We start from the raw sequence: 19,133 nt of genomic DNA on the forward strand, positions 1-19,133 counted from the left end.
GCGTACAACTGCCAAACTATTGACCTTATACATGCCATCCTAAACAATCGGCAATGTAATGTCACATTGATATTTGAACCTTAGCCAACCGTTTCTCGAGAACAACTGTCGCACATCATCGAAAGCGTGTTCGACGGCTGCTTCGAGTGCTATTTCATATGCTTGGATAGACACCGACATGGCGTTCAGCCCAACCGTTCATCGGGCAACTGTCTTGGAAGGGGGCGCCAATATTCTGGAAGACTTTTGCCCACCCGACCATGGTGGGAGGACAAGCATAAACCTTGCCGATTCCGGCCTGATACTCGCCGCAAGCCAAGCCGAATCAAGGTTTCAGGGGAATTCGCTCGGCATTCACCTGCGGCTCTGCGTAACCCGACGCGACGATTTGCGTCAGATCAAAGAGATAAAAAAGAACCGCAGAAATACTGCGGGCTCAACATGGGAACGCATTGCGAATTGCCACAACCAGGCCTGATGAAAGGCAGCGGGTTCAGTACATGAATTTTGACTAACTAGCTGTCGAAAACCGTCAACATGCCAGCGCCTGTTTAATGGCAACGATAAAGGAGGAATCCGGTTGCATCGCTGACGCCAACTGTATGGCAGGCTATGCTGGAAATCAGCCCTCGCTTTACGTTGACTGTTCCAAGAATGAAACAACTCCGATGAGGCATCGTCGCGCAGGAATGAAGGCCGTAGAAGTGTTTACTCAATATCGATTCAAGGCGACCATTGGCCGGTTGCCCGGCCGACAGATGCTGCAGCCCTCGATAAAGCTGCCTGGCAGCAGCATTTGAAACGCCAAGGTGAGCCAGCCGACCTCAACGGCCGATCACCCTTCCCACCCACCACAAGGATGAAGAGAGCGCCGCGTGGAATCCGAAGTCAGTCGAGTCCAACTCAACCACGATCCACGCAGTCAGCATGACGATCCGCTGCTGGATAGTCTGCTGAGCCTGTGTGTCCTGCACCAAAAGCCCGCCAGCCGGGTCATGCTCACCACCGGCCTGCCGCTGCCAGCCCAGCGCCTGAGCCCCGAGCTGCTGCCTCGAGCTGCCGCCAGAGCCGGGCTGCAGGGGCGCCTGTTGCAGCGCAAGCTGGAGCAGATCCCGAGCATCGCCATGCCGGCCATGCTGCTGCTCAAGGAAGGCCGCAGTGCCGTCCTGCTGGGCTGGGAAAACGAAGACACTGCACGTCTGCTGCTCAGCGAGAGCGATGGTGGCGAGGTGCATGTCAGCCGCGAAGCCTTGCAGAGCGATTACAGTGGCCGGGTGTTCTTCGCCCAGCCGCAGCACAAGTTCGACGTCAACCACGGTAACCTCATCCCGCGAGCGAAATCGTGGTTCCGTGACACCTTGCTGCGGAGCAAGTGGCTATACATCGATGCCATCGCCGCCAGCCTGGTGATCAACCTGATCGCCCTGGCGGCCCCCTTGTTCGTGATGAACGTGTATGACCGGGTAGTGCCCAACCAGGCCACTTCGACCCTTTGGGTACTGGCCATCGGTATCGCCGGCGCCTACATCTTCGACCTTATCCTCAAGGGACTGCGTGGCTTGTGCCTGGACCTGGCGGGCAAGAAGACTGACCTGATCATCTCGGCAACGCTGTTCGAACGTATCGTCGGCATGTCGATGAAGTACCGCCCGGCCAGAGTCGGCAGCTTTGCCCAGAACATCCACGAGTTCCAAGGCCTGCGCGACTTTCTCGCCTCGCTGACCCTTACCAGCCTGATCGACCTGCCGTTCACCATCCTCATTCTGGTCGTCATCGCCATCATTGGCGGGCACCTGGTATGGATCCCGATTATCGCCTTTCCACTGGCCTTGGGTATCGGTTATGCCCTGCAGCGGCCCCTCATGGCGACCATGGAGCGGACCATGGCTCTGGCCTCGGAGCGCCAGTCCAGCCTGATCGAGACGCTGGCCGGCCTGGATGCGGTCAAGGTCAACAACGCCGAAAGTGAACGCCAGTACCTGTGGGAGCAGACCTTGGGCACCCTCAGCCGCCTGGAATTGCGGGTGAAATTACTGTCGAGCCTGGCGATGAACATCACCCTGCTGATCCAGCAACTGGCAGGGGTGGCGATGATCTGCGTCGGCGTTTACCTGATCATCGACGGCAACCTCAGCATGGGCGGCCTGGTGGCCTGCTACATGCTCAGCGGCCGTGCCCTCGGCCCGCTGGGCCAGCTCAACGGCTTGCTCGCCCGCTACCAGCAGGCCAAGGTGACCATGGTCTCCACCGACCACATGATGGAGCTGCCACAAGAGCGCAACTTCGAAGAGCGCCCGCTGAGCCGCAAGGTGCTGCAGGGCAGCGTCGAGTTCCGCGGCGTCGACTTCACCTACCCGAACCAGCAGAACCAGGCCCTGAAGAACATCAACCTGACCATCCGCCCCGGCGAGAAGGTGGGCATCATTGGCCGCAGCGGCTCGGGCAAAAGCTCGCTGGCCAAGCTCATTGTCGGTCTCTACGAGGCCGATGGCGGGTCGCTGCTGGTCGATGGCGTGGACATTCGTCAGATCGACGTCAGCGAACTGCGCCACAACATCGGCTACGTGCCGCAGGACATCCAGTTGCTGGCGGGCACCTTGCGCGACAACCTGGTCAGCGGCGCCCGTTACATCGAGGACGAGTTGATCCTGCAAGCCGCCGAGCTGGCGGGCGTGCATGAATTCGCCCGGCTCCACCCGGACGGTTACGAACTGCAGGTAGGTGAACGTGGACAGAACCTGTCCGGTGGCCAGCGGCAGAACGTCGCCCTTGCCCGTGCCCTGCTGCTCAACCCGCAGATCCTTCTGCTGGACGAGCCGACCAGCGCCATGGACAACACCGGTGAAGAACGCCTCAAGCAACGCCTGCAAGCAGTGGTGGAAGGCAAGACCGTGCTGTTGGTCACGCACCGTGCCTCGCTGCTGTCGCTGGTAGACCGACTGATCGTGATCGATCGCGGGCAGATTGTTGCCGACGGCCCTAAGGCCGCGGTCATGGATGCGTTGAAGAAGGGGCAGATCAGTGTTGCATAAGCTGGATATGGGGCAATTCAAGGATGGCCTGCGCCGCTATTTCAAAGGCTCCGACTCACTGGGTGGCCAGCCGCTGCCCGAGGTCAACAAGGCCCTGATCGAGGATGCACCGCGGGTCGTGCGGCTGACCATCTGGGGCGTGATACTGTTCTTCGTGTTCCTTATCGTATGGGCCAGCGTCGCCCCCATCGATGAAGTCACGCGGGGCGAAGGCAAGGCCATTCCGTCATCCAAGGTACAGAAGATCCAGAACCTGGAAGGCGGCATTGTCGCCGAGATTTTCGCCAAGGAAGGGCAGATCGTCGAAGTGGGCCAGCCGTTGTTGCGCCTTGATGAGACGCGCTTCGCCTCCAACGTTGGTGAAACCGAGGCCGACCGCCTGTCCATGGCCCTGCGGGTTGAGCGCCTGAGTGCCGAAGTTGAGGACCGCCCGCTGAAGATCGACGAGGCGCTGCGCAAGGCCGCACCAAGCCAGGCCGCCAGTGAAGAGTCGCTGTACCAGAGCCGGCGCCAGCAACTGCAGGATGAGATCGGCGGCCTGCAACAACAGCTGGTACAGCGCCAGCAGGAGCTGCGTGAATACAGCTCCAAACGCGCCCAGTACGCCAACAGCCTGGAGCTGCTGCGCAAGGAAATCAGCATGTCCGAGCCGTTGGTGGCTACCGGTGCGATCTCCCAGGTCGAAGTGCTGCGCTTGCGTCGTGCCGAAGTGGAGAACCGTGGCCAGCTGGATTCCACCGCGTTGGCCATCCCGCGGGCGGAAGCGGCGATCCGCGAGGTGCAAAGCAAGATCGAAGAAACCCGCGGCAAATTCCGCAGCGAAGCGCTGACCCAGCTGAACGAAGCGCGTACCGAGCTGAACAAGGCCACTGCGACCAGCAAGGCCCTGGATGACCGGGTCAACCGCACCCTGGTCACGTCGCCAGTGCGCGGCATCGTCAAACAGCTGCTGGTCAACACTATTGGCGGGGTCATCCAGCCTGGCAGCGACATACTTGAGGTAGTGCCACTGGACGATACGCTGGTCATCGAGGCGAAAATCCTGCCCAAGGACATCGCCTTCCTGCACCCGGGCCAGGAGGCGACGGTCAAGTTCACGGCCTATGACTACACCATCTACGGCGGGCTCAAGGCCAAACTCGAGCAGATCGGCGCCGATACCATCACCGATGAAGACAAGAAGACCACCTACTACCTGATCAAGCTGCGTACTGATCGCAGCCACCTGGGAACTGACGAGAAACCGTTGCTGATCATTCCGGGAATGGTGGCCACAGTGGACATCATGACCGGCAAGAAGACCATCATGAGCTACCTGCTCAAGCCGATCATGAAGGCGCGTTCAGAAGCACTGCGCGAGCGTTGATAGCCATTTCTGCCAAGTTCGCCGTAGCGGCGGCCTTGTGTCGCGAAAGGGCTGCGCAGCAGCCCCAGCGATTCATGCATCGCTGCTGAGTTGCGGGCCGCTGTGCGGCCCTTTCTCGACACAAGGCCGCTCAGGTAGGCATTGTTGCTCGGCGATACCTGTAAACTGTCAGCGCCAGGGCGCAGGTTCGCCGACCAACTGCCCCTGAATACCGCCCACGCCCATTTCGCGCAACACCAGCCGCTCCCCTTCCGTCTCGACCCGCTCGGCAATCAGCGGCAGGTCAATGCTGTGTGCCGCGCGCTGGATCGCCTCGATGAACAGCCGCTTGTGCTGCTCGTGGTCGATGTTACGGATATAACTGCCGTCGATCTTCAGGTACGCCAAGCCCAGATGTGCCAGGTTGCCGATCATGCTGAAGCGCCCGCCAAAGCGTTGCAGCGCCAGACCGAAGCCAAGCGCGTGCAGGCGGCGGGTCAGCTGTTCCAGAGCTGACTGCTCGGGCAGTTGCTCTTCGCCGATCTCGAAAATCAGCCGCGGCCCCAGCACCGTATGCTGGCTCAGCAATTCGAAGACACGCTGCAAGGCCCTGGTGTCGGCCAAGGTCGCTGCAGACAGGTTCAGCGCCAGCACCTGGTCATGCCCGCGCAGGTGTGCGAGCACCTTCTCCAGCACCAGCACATCCAGTCGTGGCATCCAGCCGAAGCGTTCCAGCCAGGGCAGGAAACGGCCTGCCGGCAGCGCCTCGCCCTGGCCATCCTGCAAGCGTGAGATCACCTTGTGGTGCAGCACCCGTTGCCCAGTGCCGCAATCCACCACAGGCTGGAAGAACAGCTCGAAACGCCCGCCGATGAACGCCTGGTCGAGCCGCTCGTGCCAGGCATGCTGGCTGTCGGCCGCGACGGCTGCCACACCCTGTTCGAGGCAGACCCAGCCCGGCGTCGGCTGGTTTTCGGCGCGGGCCAAGGCCTCGTCGGCAAGCTTCAGCAGCGCCTGCGGTGAGTCACCAGGGCTGTAGGGTGCCAGGCCGATGCAGGCGACCGGGTCTATATCACTGGCGCCGGTCTCATGCAGGCTGTGCAGAGTCGCCTCCAGGGCTTGGGCAAGATGCACCGCCTCTTCATGCACCATGCCTGGCGCGAGCACGGCAAACTCGCCACCCCGGCTGCGTGAAATCAGGTCGTTGGTTTCCGGGTAACTGGCACAGGTGCGGCGCAACTGCTCGCCTACGGCCTGCAGCAACTGGTCGGTACGCTGACCACCAAGGCGGGCGTTCAACCCTGCCAGCCCCTGTACCCGCAACAACAGCAGGTAGCCGGCGCGCGCTTCTTCCAGGTTGCTTACACGGGTGTTCAGCTGCATCTCGAAATAACGCCGGTTGGACAACCCGGTGAGGCTGTCCTGATAGGACTCGGCACGCAGCCGCTCACTGCGCTCGGCCTGTTCGGTAAACAGGGCTTTGAGCTTTTCGACCATCTGGTTCATCGCCTGCACCACGCGGCGCAGTTCGGGCGTACGCGGTAACTCCGGCAGGCTGAGGAATTCGCGGCGGGCAATAGCGTGGGACTGCTCGACCATGTAGTCCAGAGGGCGCAATTGGCGGCGCAGCAACAAGGCGCCGAGCACCGCACTGGCCGCGCCACACAGCAGCAACCAGCCCAGGCTACCCAAGGCACTTTGCCAGAGCTTGGCAATGGCGAACATCGGGTGGCTGATAACTTCGACACGCGCGGCCTGCTGCCAGCCGCGGCTGACGATGGCATCACCACCGGCGGCTTCCAGGCCGATCAGGCGTATAAACCAGCGTGGCACACCGCCAGGGTCCGGTTCGGCATGGCGTTCCACCAGTACCGCACTGGAGCCCAGGTCGATGACCTTGATGCTCGAATAATAACCGCTGTCGAAGATTGAACTGACCATCAGTTCGACCATCGCCGGGTCGTCGATATTCGGCGTCAGCGACAGTGCCAGCGCTGTTGCCGCATCCTGGGCGTGCGAGCGCAACTGGTTGACGTACTGGTTGCGCGAACTTTCCAGGCTGACCATGAAACTGCCACTGAAGGCAACCACCAGGAACAGGCAAATGGCCAACAGCAATTGTTTGAACAGTGACATCTGTGCTCCTTCAGTAAACCGGTTCGGCCGGGAACCCTTCGGCCTGCATTTTCTTCAACAGATCCTGCCAGCGTGACAGCCGCTTGGTATCGCCGACCTTCTTGTTGCCTGCGGCCCCGGTCAACCAAAGCCCCTCGCCATTGAAAGCGTAAACCGGCAGCAGGTCGGTGCGCTGGCTGGCCGGCTTGATGGCGTCCATCAGGCTATCGAGCACCAATGGCTGCGCTTGTGGGCTTGAATAATAGGTCAGGACCATATGCGCCCGGTTCTGCCGCAGCGCCTTGACGTAAGTGATACGCAGTTTCTCGCTGGGGACGCCCATGCGCCTCAGGCTGAAATACTTTGCGATGGCATAGTCCTCGCAGTCCCCTGCGCCCTTGATCAGCGCCTGGACCGGTGTAGCCCAGTAATCGACCTCGTGCCACAGGTCGATGTCCTCGACATAACGCAGTTGCTGGTTGAAGAAGCGGTTGACCACCTGCAGCCGCTCGAGCTCCGTACCCTGCTTCTGGGTAGCCATCAGGTTCTGCCAGGCATCGATGCGGCCCTGCCCGCTCCCCAACGGGCCATACAGGGCCTGCGACTTGCGGCTGATCTGGGAAAAGTCCCAATCCGCGTGCAGGCCGCCCAGCAGCAGACTGCCCAGCAGCGCAGCAAGGCCGATACGTTGCACAACGGTTTTGAGCATCCAGGATATCGCCACTGCGAAGCCCTGTTCAGGCCTGTCGAAAGCAGCGATGGTGCGGCTTGCAGCGGCAAAAGACAATGGCACCCTGCAATCATGCACCCGCTTGTCAGACCACCTACACTTTATGGTTATAACCTTCTATGGGGCGCTTCCTTTGGCCGGCAACTTCATCCACCATAGCCGCGCTCTTGCGGCAGCCGTTCCACTGAAGGTGCGGGTTTGACACCTCCGCGAGCTTTACTAGTGTCATTGGATCCAAGTTAGTCATCGTTGAGGCAGACGTCGCGTGGCCCAGAAAATCAAATTGAGCAATGTGCTGGCCAGCGAGCAGCTGTTGCCTCACCAGGCCCGTGCCGTCATCGAAGAACGCCTGCGCAGCGCCATTCTTGATGGCCGTCTGCCCGCAGGGACTGCCGTTCGACAACAAGAGCTCGCGACCTTGTTCGGCGTCAGCCGCATGCCGGTGCGCGAGGCCTTGCGCCAGCTCGAGGCCCAATCACTGCTGAAAGTCGAGATGCACAAGGGCGCAGTGGTTGCGCCGTTGATCGGGGAGGACGCGGTGGATACCTACGCCCTGCGCGTCCTGCTTGAGACCGAGGCGCTGCGGCAGTCCATCCCGTTACTCGATGCCAGCGACATCGCCAGCGCCCGTGGGTATATCCAGCAACTGGAGAACGAAACCCGGCATGCGGAAATCGGCCGTCTCAATCGCCTGTTCCACATGTCGTTGTACAACAAGGCGCCTAACAAGAAACTGCTGCGCCTGATCGAAGACGAATTGAACGAAGAAGAACGTTTCCTGCGGTTTCATCTTTCGACCATGGGCTTGGGCAAGCTAACCCAGGACGATCACAACGCGCTGGTGAATGCCGCCAGCGCCAAGCTGGTAGATGAAGCGATAGCGGTACTGGAAAGTCACCTCAATACCGCAGCGCGGGTTATCCGCATGTACCTGGACACCCAGTTGAGACGTTAACCGGGCACTGATTGCAAGCAGGGGGTGGCAATGGGTTGCAAATTGCTTCGCCCCCGCCAACAATGAGACTAATTATCATTCATGTCTATTGATGGCAGTGTTCTCGCCCATGCCTAGCAACGATTCCTTGCAAACGCTGTACAGTGACCACCACAGCTGGTTGCATGCCTGGCTGCGCAACACGCTGGGCAATGCCGCCGATGCCGCGGACCTGGCCCAGGACACGTTCATGCGCCTGCTACAGCGGCGCGAGCACCTGCAACTGAACGCGCCACGGGCCTTCCTGCGCACAGTCGCGCGTGGACTGGTGATCGATCACTGGCGACGCGAGGAATTGCACAGGGCCTATCTCGAGGCGCTGGCTCATATGCCGGAAGCACAAGCCCCCTCGGCCGAAACCCGGGAGCTGCTGCTGGAGTTGCTGGAGCGCATCGCGCGCATGCTCGACGGCCTCAAACCCAAGGTACGCCGTGCATTCCTGCTGGCCCAATGCGAGGGGCTCAAGCACCAGGCCATTGCCGACCAGATGGGAATCTCGGTGCGTACCGTGGAGCGCTACATCGCCGATGCGCTCTACCATTGCTACCTGTTGCGCTACACAGACGAGTGCGACCAATGACCGCCGCGCGACCTGATGCAACGTTGGTCAAGCAGGCTATCCAGTGGATACTGAAACTGCGCGAGAACGGGCATGACTCCGCACTGCAGCAACAGTGTGCGCAATGGCGCAGCGCCCGCCACGAAAACGAACTGGCTTGGCAACGGGTGACTCACCTGCAACAAGAACTGGACCTGCGCTCCCTCCCCGGAGCCGGGTTGGCCTTGCAGACCTTGGAGAGCAGCCAGCGCCGCCTGCATCGCCGGCAGGCCTTGAAGCTGCTTGGCGGAGTTGCCATGCTGGGTTCAGCGGCATGGCTGGCCAAGGACCTCGATACAACCAGCGCCTGGACATCGGACTATGCCACCGGCACCGGCGAACGGCGCGCCTTCCGGCTTTCCGATGGAACGCTGCTGCAACTGAATACCCGCAGCGCGGTGGACCGGGCTTCCACTGAGCGGCAGCACCTGCTCCACCTGAAGCAAGGGGAGTTGATGATTACCTGCAGCCCTCAGCGACAGGTTCTGGTACAAACTCGCGACGGGTTGCTGGAAGGGTTCGGTGGACGCTTCGTGGCACGCCAGGACAGCGATTGCACGTGGGTGAGTGTAAGCCATGGCAGGGTCGCGATACATCGGCCTGGCCAAGCCCCTGTGGAGTGGATCGAACGTGGCCAGAACTGGCGCCTGGATGCGCAAGGCGCCTACCGGCTCGACCAGGTGAACATGGATGCAATGGCCTGGACGGAAGGGCTGATCGTCACCCGGGACATTCGCCTGTCCGACTTTCTCACCCAGGTCAGCCGTTATCGCCACGGTTACCTGGGCTGCAGCGATGACATCGCCGACTTGCGCCTGTCAGGCGTATTCCGCCTTGAAGATCCGGAGCAACTGCTGCTGGTACTGCCCCGGACACTGCCTGTGCAGCTTCGCCAACTCACACGCTGGTGGGTGCATGTGGAGGGGTTGGCCTGACCTGGTAGCGGCTGCTGCCTTCGTGGCCGCGGCGCATCCCGACAGCTTTTTTGACGGGTTTTGGCTGCCGGTCCGGCTAGGACAGTAAGCGATCCTCCTGCCCTTACTCTTGATGGACCCATCATGCCTACCGCCTTTGCGAACACGCGCTCTATCAATGCGAATGATTTTCGACCTGTCTTAGACTCAACTCTATTGCGTAAAGCCGTCCGGGCTGCGCTGTTTGGCACCGCGTTAGGCCTGACAACAGTCATGCCGGTATCGGTGGCAGCTGAAACTGTCGAACTCAACCCACACTATGCAATCCCGGCTGGCCAGCTGGATGATGTGCTCAATCAGTTCGCCCGACAGGCCGGCATCACGCTCTCAGCTACGCCGCAGCTCACCCAGGGTTTGCAATCCAACGGCCTGCAGGGGCAATACCCTACCGACAAGGCACTGCGCCAGTTGCTCAATGGCAGCGGCCTGGAAGCGGTCACACAGGATGGGCGCAGCTATGTACTGCAAGCACAGCCCCAGGGCGCCGCACTGTCGTTGCCAGACACCGATGTCCGGGGTTTCACCCTAGGCAATGCACTAGGCAGCATGGATGGTTACAACGCTACCCATAGCCAGGTAGCGACCAAGACCAGCATGCCGTTGGTAGAGACATCTCAATCAGTCTCGGTGGTTACCCGTCAGCAGATAGACGACCAAGGCTCACAGACGGTTGCCCAGGCCATGCGCTATACGCCCGGCGTACTGACCAACCCCTACGGTGCCACTCACCGCTACGACTATGTGGCCATGCGTGGCTTCAATGACGGCTCGGTTGACAACATCTATGTCGATGGGCTCAAGTCGATGGGGGACAACGGTACCTACAGCACCATGCAGGTGGACCCATACTTCCTGGAGCGAATAGACATCCTGAAGGGACCTTCTTCGGTACTGTATGGCCGTAGTTCCCCAGGAGGTCTGGTGGCACTGACCACTAAAAAGCCGCTGTTTACCCGTTATCGCCAGGTTCAGGCAACGGTCGGTACCCAAGGCCACCGCGGCATGGGTTTCGACTTCAGTGGCCCTGTGGATGACCACAAGCGCATTGCGTATCGCCTGACTGGCCTTGCGGATGCTTCCGACACGCAGTTCGACCACAACAAGGAAGAACGCTACGCCATCGCGCCGGCAATCAGCATGGATTTCAGCGAGGACACCTCGCTTACCTTGCAGGCCTACCTGCAACACGACCCCAACGGCGGGTACCACGGCGGCAACCCTGCAGACGGCATGCTGCACAAGCGCAACGGCTTGCGCCTGTCGGACCATTTCTTCGAGGGCGAGCCAGGTATCGACAACTATGAGCGCACCCAGCAGTCGTTCAGCTACCAGTTCGAGCATCGCTTCAACGACGTGTTCACGGCGCGGCAGAATTTCCGCTACCAGGATTCGGACGTGTCGATGGACCAGGTGTACTCCGCCGGTTGGGCGGATGCCGACAGCAATATCCTCAACCGTGCCTACACCGGCGGCGACGAGCGCCTGCATTCGTACATCATCGACAATATGCTGCAGGCGGAATTCTTTACAGGGGCCGCCAAACATACTTTGCTGCTGGGCGCCGACTATCAACGACGCAAGGCCGATGTGGCCTGGCGTTATGGCACAGTCGACCCGCTGGATGCCAGCAACCCGCAGTACGACAAGGGGAACCTGCAGGTGCTGGGCGAAAACCGCTACCAGCGCCGTTTGCAACAAACGGGTGTGTACTTGCAGGACCTGGTGGAACTGGACCAGTGGCGCTTCTCCTTGGGGTTGCGCCAGGACTGGGTGAAGGTGTCCGAGGAAAATCGCGATAGCAACACCAAGGTCAGTGACCAACGCTCCAGGTTCAGTACCCGCGCTGGGCTGCTCTACCTGTTCGAAAACGGCATTGCGCCTTATGTCAGCTATTCGGAGTCATTCAACCCCAATACCGTTTCCGACCAGGACGGTCGCCCGCTGGCACCGACCGAGGGCACCCAATGGGAAGCCGGCCTCAAGTATCAGCCACCTGGGAGCGACAATCTGTTTACCGCATCGTTGTTCCGCATCGAGCAGGAGAACCTGGCGTCCAAGCAGCCTGATGAAGACTTCTATCGCCCTGTAGGCCAAGTACGCTCGCAAGGGCTGGAATTGGAGGCCCATGTGCAGCTGACCGACAGCCTGAAGTTGCTGGGCGGCTATACCTTCACCGATATCGAGTACACCAAATCCATGCCCAGCCTGGTGTCGGGCAACCTGGACAACAAGGGCCAGTCGCCAACCCAGGCGCCGAAACAAATGCTCTCCCTTTGGGCCGACTACAACTTCCGGCAGGGGCCTCTGGATGGCCTGAGACTGGGCGGTGGGGTGCGATACGTGGGGTACAGCTGGGCCGATGCGGAAAACAGCATGAAAGTGCCTGCCTACACCCTATTTGACGCATCGATCGGCTATGACCTGGGTAAGCTCGGCCTTCAGGGTGTGGATGTTCGCCTGAACGCCAACAACCTGACCAATGAGAGCTACATCACTTCGTGTGCCAGTTTGGACTACTGTTACATGGGTGAAGAACGCAATGTAAGTGCCACCGTCAGCTACCAGTTCTGACCTCGCGGTAGCTGCAGGCTCCTGTACCGCTATCGCCCTAGCTTGAGAGTTATGCCGGGAAAAGACAAAGCCCCTGTCTGCAGCGCAGACAGGGGCTTTGGGTTTGAATCTTGACGATGACCTACTCTCACATGGGGAAGCCCCACACTACCATCGGCGATGCATCGTTTCACTGCTGAGTTCGGGATGGGATCAGGTGGTTCCAATGCTCTATGGTCGTCAAGAAATTCTGTGTGCTGGCCCGTCCCTCGGACGTGCCTGCGAATCTCTGTAGTTCCTACTTAAAGACAAAACCCCTACCTGCATGCGCAGATAGGGGTTTTGCGAAATGAATCTTGACGATGACCTACTCTCACATGGGGAAGCCCCACACTACCATCGGCGATGCATCGTTTCACTGCTGAGTTCGGGATGGGATCAGGTGGTTCCAATGCTCTATGGTCGTCAAGAAATTCTGTTGCCAGAAGGTCCTGGTAGACACTCCAGCGAATCCGGATATGTGATGTTCGTGGTTCGTTGCGAACTTTCGGTTCGTATCATCTTCACCACCGCAATCTGCGTCAGCAAATTGCTTGGGTGTTATATGGTCAAGCCTCACGGGCAATTAGTATTGGTTAGCTCAACGCCTCACAGCGCTTACACACCCAACCTATCAACGTCGTAGTCTTCGACGGCCCTTCAGGGAACTCAAGGTTCCAGTGAGATCTCATCTTGAGGCAAGTTTCCCGCTTAGATGCTTTCAGCGGTTATCTCTTCCGAACATAGCTACCCGGCAATGCCACTGGCGTGACAACCGGAACACCAGAGGTTCGTCCACTCCGGTCCTCTCGTACTAGGAGCAGCCCCTCTCAAATCTCAAACGTCCACGGCAGATAGGGACCGAACTGTCTCACGACGTTCTAAACCCAGCTCGCGTACCACTTTAAATGGCGAACAGCCATACCCTTGGGACCGGCTTCAGCCCCAGGATGTGATGAGCCGACATCGAGGTGCCAAACACCGCCGTCGATATGAACTCTTGGGCGGTATCAGCCTGTTATCCCCGGAGTACCTTTTATCCGTTGAGCGATGGCCCTTCCATACAGAACCACCGGATCACTAAGACCTACTTTCGTACCTGCTCGACGTGTTTGTCTCGCAGTCAAGCGCGCTTTTGCCTTTATACTCTACGACCGATTTCCGACCGGTCTGAGCGCACCTTCGTACTCCTCCGTTACTCTTTGGGAGGAGACCGCCCCAGTCAAACTACCCACCATACACTGTCCTCGATCCGGATAACGGACCTGAGTTAGAACCTCAAAGTTGCCAGGGTGGTATTTCAAGGATGGCTCCATGAGAACTGGCGTCCCCACTTCAAAGCCTCCCACCTATCCTACACAAGCAAATTCAAAGTCCAGTGCAAAGCTATAGTAAAGGTTCACGGGGTCTTTCCGTCTAGCCGCGGATACACTGCATCTTCACAGCGATTTCAATTTCACTGAGTCTCGGGTGGAGACAGCGCCGCCATCGTTACGCCATTCGTGCAGGTCGGAACTTACCCGACAAGGAATTTCGCTACCTTAGGACCGTTATAGTTACGGCCGCCGTTTACCGGGGCTTCGATCAAGAGCTTCGCTTGCGCTAACCCCATCAATTAACCTTCCGGCACCGGGCAGGCGTCACACCCTATACGTCCACTTTCGTGTTTGCAGAGTGCTGTGTTTTTAATAAACAGTCGCAGCGGCCTGGTATCTTCGACCGGCATGGGCTTACGGAGCAAGTCCTTCACCCTCGCCGGCGCACCTTCTCCCGAAGTTACGGTGCCATTTTGCCTAGTTCCTTCACCCGAGTTCTCTCAAGCGCCTTGGTATTCTCTACCTAACCACCTGTGTCGGTTTGGGGTACGGTTCCCAGTTATCTGAAGCTTAGGAGCTTTTCTTGGAAGCATGGTATCAACCACTTCGTCGCCTGAAGGCAACTCGTCATCAGCTCTCGGCCTTGAAATCCCGGATTTGCCTAAGATTCCAGCCTACCACCTTAAACCTGGACAACCAACGCCAGGCTGGCCTAACCTTCTCCGTCCCTCCATCGCAATAACTGGAAGTACAGGAATATTAACCTGTTTTCCATCGACTACGCTTTTCAGCCTCGCCTTAGGGACCGACTAACCCTGCGTCGATTAACGTTGCGCAGGAAACCTTGGTCTTTCGGCGTGCGAGTTTTTCACTCGCATTGTCGTTACTCATGTCAGCATTCGCACTTCTGATACCTCCAGCAAGCTTCTCAACTCACCTTCACAGGCTTACAGAACGCTCCTCTACCGCGTCATCAAAGATGACACCCGTAGCTTCGGTGCATGGTTTGAGCCCCGTTACATCTTCCGCGCAGGCCGACTCGACTAGTGAGCTATTACGCTTTCTTTAAAGGGTGGCTGCTTCTAAGCCAACCTCCTAGCTGTCTAAGCCTTCCCACATCGTTTCCCACTTAACCATGACTTTGGGACCTTAGCTGACGGTCTGGGTTGTTTCCCTTTTCACGACGGACGTTAGCACCCGCCGTGTGTCTCCCATGCTCGGCACTTCCAGGTATTCGGAGTTTGCATCGGTTTGGTAAGTCGGGATGACCCCCTAGCCGAAACAGTGCTCTACCCCCTGGAGTGATACATGAGGCGCTACCTAAATAGCTTTCGAGGAGAACCAGCTATCTCCGAGCTTGATTAGCCTTTCACTCCGATCCACAGGTCATCCGCTAACTTTTCAACGGTAGTCGGTTCGGTCCTCCAGTCAGTGTTACCTAACCTTCAACCTGCCCATGGATAGATCGCCCGGTTTCGGGTCTATACCCAGCGACTAAACGCCCTATTAAGACTCGCTTTCGCTACGCCTCCCCTATTCGGTTAAGCTCGCCACTGAATATAAGTCGCTGACCCATTATACAAAAGGTACGCAGTCACCTAACAAAGTAGGCTCCCACTGCTTGTACGCATACGGTTTCAGGTTCTATTTCACTCCCCTCTCCGGGGTTCTTTTCGCCTTTCCCTCACGGTACTGGTTCACTATCGGTCAGTCAGTAGTATTTAGCCTTGGAGGATGGTCCCCCCATGTTCAGACAAAGTTTCTCGTGCTCCGTCCTACTCGATTTCATTGACAAGAGATTTTCGTGTACGGGGCTATCACCCACTATGGCCGCACTTTCCAGAGCGTTCCACTAATCTCAAATCAACTTAAGGGCTGGTCCCCGTTCGCTCGCCACTACTAAGGGAATCTCGGTTGATTTCTTTTCCTCAGGGTACTTAGATGTTTCAGTTCCCCTGGTTCGCCTCTTGCACCTATGTATTCAGTACAAGATACTCAGCTTGTGCTGAGTGGGTTCCCCCATTCAGAGATCTCTGGATCACAGTCTGTTTGCCGACTCCCCAAAGCTTATCGCAGGCTACCACGTCTTTCATCGCCTCTGACTGCCAAGGCATCCACCGTATGCGCTTCTTCACTTGACCATATAACCCCAAGCAATCTGGTTATACTGTGAAGACGACATTCGCCGAAAATTCGCATGTTGCTCTTTCGAGCAGAACTCACAAATTTTACCTTAGCCTGATAACCAGCAGTGAAACTGGCCATCAGTCTATATCTATCACATATCCGAATTTTTAAAGAACGATCTGACAAAAGCCAGAAATCAACATTCGAAGCGAATGTTCATTTCTGAGTTTGATCAACTGCAACAATTTTACAACAGCAGAAAGTGGTGGAGCCAAGCGGGATCGAACCGCTGACCTCCTGCGTGCAAGGCAGGCGCTCTCCCAGCTGAGCTATGGCCCCGTATTCTACGGCTGAACCATGTAATGGTAGGTCTGGGCAGATTTGAACTGCCGACCTCACCCTTATCAGGGGTGCGCTCTAACCAACTGAGCTACAGACCTATAACAGGGTCACGTGCAACATCGTCTTTTACAATGAATCAAGCAATTCGTGTGGGAGCTCATCAGCAGGCTGATGTCGTCGATTAAGGAGGTGATCCAGCCGCAGGTTCCCCTACGGCTACCTTGTTACGACTTCACCCCAGTCATGAATCACACCGTGGTAACCGTCCCCCCGAAGGTTAGACTAGCTACTTCTGGTGCAACCCACTCCCATGGTGTGACGGGCGGTGTGTACAAGGCCCGGGAACGTATTCACCGCGACATTCTGATTCGCGATTACTAGCGATTCCGACTTCACGCAGTCGAGTTGCAGACTGCGATCCGGACTACGATCGGTTTTGTGAGATTAGCTCCACCTCGCGGCTTGGCAACCCTCTGTACCGACCATTGTAGCACGTGTGTAGCCCAGGCCGTAAGGGCCATGATGACTTGACGTCATCCCCACCTTCCTCCGGTTTGTCACCGGCAGTCTCCTTAGAGTGCCCACCATAACGTGCTGGTAACTAAGGACAAGGGTTGCGCTCGTTACGGGACTTAACCCAACATCTCACGACACGAGCTGACGACAGCCATGCAGCACCTGTGTCAGAGTTCCCGAAGGCACCAATCCATCTCTGGAAAGTTCTCTGCATGTCAAGGCCTGGTAAGGTTCTTCGCGTTGCTTCGAATTAAACCACATGCTCCACCGCTTGTGCGGGCCCCCGTCAATTCATTTGAGTTTTAACCTTGCGGCCGTACTCCCCAGGCGGTCAACTTAATGCGTTAGCTGCGCCACTAAAATCTCAAGGATTCCAACGGCTAGTTGACATCGTTTACGGCGTGGACTACCAGGGTATCTAATCCTGTTTGCTCCCCACGCTTTCGCACCTCAGTGTCAGTATCAGTCCAGGTGGTCGCCTTCGCCACTGGTGTTCCTTCCTATATCTACGCATTTCACCGCTACACAGGAAATTCCACCACCCTCTACCGTACTCTAGCTCGCCAGTTTTGGATGCAGTTCCCAGGTTGAGCCCGGGGCTTTCACATCCAACTTAACGAACCACCTACGCGCGCTTTACGCCCAGTAATTCCGATTAACGCTTGCACCCTCTGTATTACCGCGGCTGCTGGCACAGAGTTAGCCGGTGCTTATTCTGTCGGTAACGTCAAAACAGCAAGGTATTAACTTACTGCCCTTCCTCCCAACTTAAAGTGCTTTACAATCCGAAGACCTTCTTCACACACGCGGCATGGCTGGATCAGGCTTTCGCCCATTGTCCAATATTCCCCACTGCTGCCTCCCGTAGGAGTCTGGACCGTGTCTCAGTTCCAGTGTGACTGATCATCCTCTCAGACCAGTTACGGATCGTCGCCTTGGTGAGCCATTACCTCACCAACTAGCTAATCCGACCTAGGCTCATCTGATAGCGCAAGGCCCGAAGGTCCCCTGCTTTCTCCCGTAGGACGTATGCGGTATTAGCGTTCCTTTCGAAACGTTGTCCCCCACTACCAGGCAGATTCCTAGGCATTACTCACCCGTCCGCCGCTGAATCAAGGAGCAAGCTCCCGTCATCCGCTCGACTTGCATGTGTTAGGCCTGCCGCCAGCGTTCAATCTGAGCCATGATCAAACTCTTCAGTTCAATACTGCTTGGGTTTTTAAGAAACCCTAAACTTGGCTCAGCAATCTCAAATGACTATGTGATTTCTCGCATGGCCACTTGTGATGCTGATAATCTTTGTGACTATCAGTCCGTACTCACAAGCACCCACACGAATTGCTTGATTCGATTTGTTAAAGAGCGTTTGGCCAAGAGCGTTTCGTCTCAACCGAGGCGCGCATTCTACGCTTTCCTCATTGCCTGTCAAGCGTTTATTTTGAAGTTTTCGCAAGAAACTCGTTTAACTTCAGACACTTAACTCGCTTCGATATCTCGTCGCGGGAGGTGAATAATACAGCATTCGAAAACGCTGTCAACCACCTTTTTGCCACCGACCGGCCGTTCAGCCAACCAGGAGAAGCGATAGCTTCTACTTAAAGACAAAACCCCTACCTGCATGCGCAGATAGGGGTTTTGCGAAATGAATCTTGACGATGACCTACTCTCACATGGGGAAGCCCCACACTACCATCGGCGATGCATCGTTTCACTGCTGAGTTCGGGATGGGATCAGGTGGTTCCAATGCTCTATGGTCGTCAAGAAATTCTGTTGCCAGAAGGTCCTGGTAGACACTCCAGCGAATCCGGATATGTGATGTTCGTGGTTCGTTGCGAACTTTCGGTTCGTATCATCTTCACCACCGCAATCTGCGTCAGCAAATTGCTTGGGTGTTATATGGTCAAGCCTCACGGGCAATTAGTATTGGTTAGCTCAACGCCTCACAGCGCTTACACACCCAACCTATCAACGTCGTAGTCTTCGACGGCCCTTCAGGGAACTCAAGGTTCCAGTGAGATCTCATCTTGAGGCAAGTTTCCCGCTTAGATGCTTTCAGCGGTTATCTCTTCCGAACATAGCTACCCGGCAATGCCACTGGCGTGACAACCGGAACACCAGAGGTTCGTCCACTCCGGTCCTCTCGTACTAGGAGCAGCCCCTCTCAAATCTCAAACGTCCACGGCAGATAGGGACCGAACTGTCTCACGACGTTCTAAACCCAGCTCGCGTACCACTTTAAATGGCGAACAGCCATACCCTTGGGACCGGCTTCAGCCCCAGGATGTGATGAGCCGACATCGAGGTGCCAAACACCGCCGTCGATATGAACTCTTGGGCGGTATCAGCCTGTTATCCCCGGAGTACCTTTTATCCGTTGAGCGATGGCCCTTCCATACAGAACCACCGGATCACTAAGACCTACTTTCGTACCTGCTCGACGTGTTTGTCTCGCAG

General features: G+C 57.5%; 9 protein-coding genes, 2 tRNA genes and 6 rRNA genes (1 of these 17 running past the window's edge). 7 read left to right on the forward strand and 10 right to left on the reverse strand.

What is annotated here, in order from left to right:
- Positions 1-178 precede the first annotated feature (178 nt).
- The 3 genes from ACVWZT_RS08095 (at position 179) to ACVWZT_RS08105 (ending at position 4,398) form a co-directional block, all read left to right on the forward strand.
- On the forward strand, positions 179-478 hold the full coding sequence (locus ACVWZT_RS08095) for a hypothetical protein (protein ID WP_457468875.1): 300 nt from the start codon (positions 179-181) through the stop codon (positions 476-478).
- A 397-nt stretch (positions 479-875) separates the two neighbouring features.
- Positions 876-3,032, forward strand: a complete 2,157-nt coding sequence (locus ACVWZT_RS08100; RefSeq protein WP_296235059.1) for a type I secretion system permease/ATPase — start codon at positions 876-878, stop codon at positions 3,030-3,032.
- A 7-nt stretch (positions 3,033-3,039) separates the two neighbouring features.
- Positions 3,040-4,398, forward strand: a complete 1,359-nt coding sequence (locus tag ACVWZT_RS08105) for an HlyD family type I secretion periplasmic adaptor subunit (RefSeq protein WP_296235066.1) — start codon at positions 3,040-3,042, stop codon at positions 4,396-4,398.
- Between the two features lie 168 nt (positions 4,399-4,566).
- On the opposite strand, the gene lapD is transcribed toward ACVWZT_RS08105, so the two are convergent.
- On the reverse strand, positions 4,567-6,513 hold the full coding sequence (gene lapD / locus ACVWZT_RS08110) for a cyclic di-GMP receptor LapD (RefSeq protein WP_457468877.1): 1,947 nt from the start codon (positions 6,511-6,513) through the stop codon (positions 4,567-4,569).
- 10 nt (positions 6,514-6,523) lie between these two features.
- On the reverse strand, positions 6,524-7,285 hold the full coding sequence (gene lapG, locus ACVWZT_RS08115; RefSeq protein WP_296235061.1) for a cysteine protease LapG: 762 nt from the start codon (positions 7,283-7,285) through the stop codon (positions 6,524-6,526).
- Positions 7,286-7,487: 202 nt separating this feature from the next.
- Between lapG and ACVWZT_RS08120 the strand changes: the two genes are divergently transcribed.
- The 4 genes from ACVWZT_RS08120 (at position 7,488) to ACVWZT_RS08135 (ending at position 12,359) form a co-directional block, all read left to right on the forward strand.
- Entirely contained in the window at positions 7,488-8,177 is a 690-nt protein-coding gene (locus tag ACVWZT_RS08120) for a GntR family transcriptional regulator (protein ID WP_457468879.1), read from the forward strand.
- A gap of 109 nt (positions 8,178-8,286) precedes the next feature.
- Positions 8,287-8,796 carry a sigma-70 family RNA polymerase sigma factor gene (locus ACVWZT_RS08125; RefSeq protein WP_457468880.1) on the forward strand — a complete coding sequence of 170 codons (510 nt, stop codon included), beginning with the start codon at positions 8,287-8,289 and terminating at the stop codon, positions 8,794-8,796.
- On the forward strand, positions 8,793-9,749 hold the full coding sequence (locus ACVWZT_RS08130; RefSeq protein ID WP_457468881.1) for a FecR domain-containing protein: 957 nt from the start codon (positions 8,793-8,795) through the stop codon (positions 9,747-9,749). The genes ACVWZT_RS08125 and ACVWZT_RS08130 overlap by 4 nt, the downstream gene beginning before the upstream one ends.
- A 195-nt stretch (positions 9,750-9,944) precedes the next feature.
- Positions 9,945-12,359 (forward strand): TonB-dependent siderophore receptor, encoded by a 2,415-nt coding sequence (locus tag ACVWZT_RS08135; RefSeq protein WP_457468882.1) that lies wholly within the window; start codon positions 9,945-9,947, stop codon positions 12,357-12,359.
- A gap of 108 nt (positions 12,360-12,467) precedes the next feature.
- On the opposite strand, the gene rrf (ACVWZT_RS08140) is transcribed toward ACVWZT_RS08135, so the two are convergent.
- The 8 genes from rrf (ACVWZT_RS08140) to ACVWZT_RS08175 form a co-directional block, all read right to left on the reverse strand.
- Positions 12,468-12,583: ribosomal RNA gene (gene rrf / locus ACVWZT_RS08140) — 5S ribosomal RNA — on the reverse strand.
- Positions 12,584-12,692: 109 nt separating this feature from the next.
- Positions 12,693-12,808 (reverse strand): 5S ribosomal RNA (gene rrf, locus ACVWZT_RS08145).
- Between the two features lie 134 nt (positions 12,809-12,942).
- A 23S ribosomal RNA gene (locus ACVWZT_RS08150) occupies positions 12,943-15,834 on the reverse strand.
- A 249-nt stretch (positions 15,835-16,083) separates the two neighbouring features.
- Positions 16,084-16,159, reverse strand: a tRNA-Ala gene (locus ACVWZT_RS08155).
- Between the two features lie 24 nt (positions 16,160-16,183).
- A tRNA-Ile gene (locus tag ACVWZT_RS08160) sits at positions 16,184-16,260 on the reverse strand.
- Positions 16,261-16,344: 84 nt separating this feature from the next.
- Positions 16,345-17,881 (reverse strand): 16S ribosomal RNA (locus tag ACVWZT_RS08165).
- A gap of 444 nt (positions 17,882-18,325) precedes the next feature.
- Positions 18,326-18,441: ribosomal RNA gene (gene rrf, locus ACVWZT_RS08170) — 5S ribosomal RNA — on the reverse strand.
- A gap of 134 nt (positions 18,442-18,575) precedes the next feature.
- Positions 18,576-19,133 (reverse strand): 23S ribosomal RNA (locus tag ACVWZT_RS08175); it runs 2,334 nt beyond the window's last position.
- The 16S, 23S and 5S rRNA genes sit together here with 2 tRNA genes alongside, the layout of an rRNA operon.

This window comes from Pseudomonas sp. TE21394 (assembly GCF_054057835.1).

Excerpts from the sequence above, each read along its gene's own strand:
- ACVWZT_RS08095 (WP_457468875.1), top strand. The coding sequence starts at position 179 with ATGGCGTTCAGCCCAACCGTTCATCGGGCAACTGTCTTGGAAGGGGGC.
- ACVWZT_RS08105 (WP_296235066.1), top strand. The coding sequence starts at position 3,040 with ATGGGGCAATTCAAGGATGGCCTGCGCCGCTATTTCAAAGGCTCCGAC.
- lapD (WP_457468877.1), bottom strand. The coding sequence starts at position 6,513 with ATGTCACTGTTCAAACAATTGCTGTTGGCCATTTGCCTGTTCCTGGTG.
- ACVWZT_RS08125 (WP_457468880.1), top strand. The coding sequence starts at position 8,287 with ATGCCTAGCAACGATTCCTTGCAAACGCTGTACAGTGACCACCACAGC.
- ACVWZT_RS08130 (WP_457468881.1), top strand. The coding sequence starts at position 8,793 with ATGACCGCCGCGCGACCTGATGCAACGTTGGTCAAGCAGGCTATCCAG.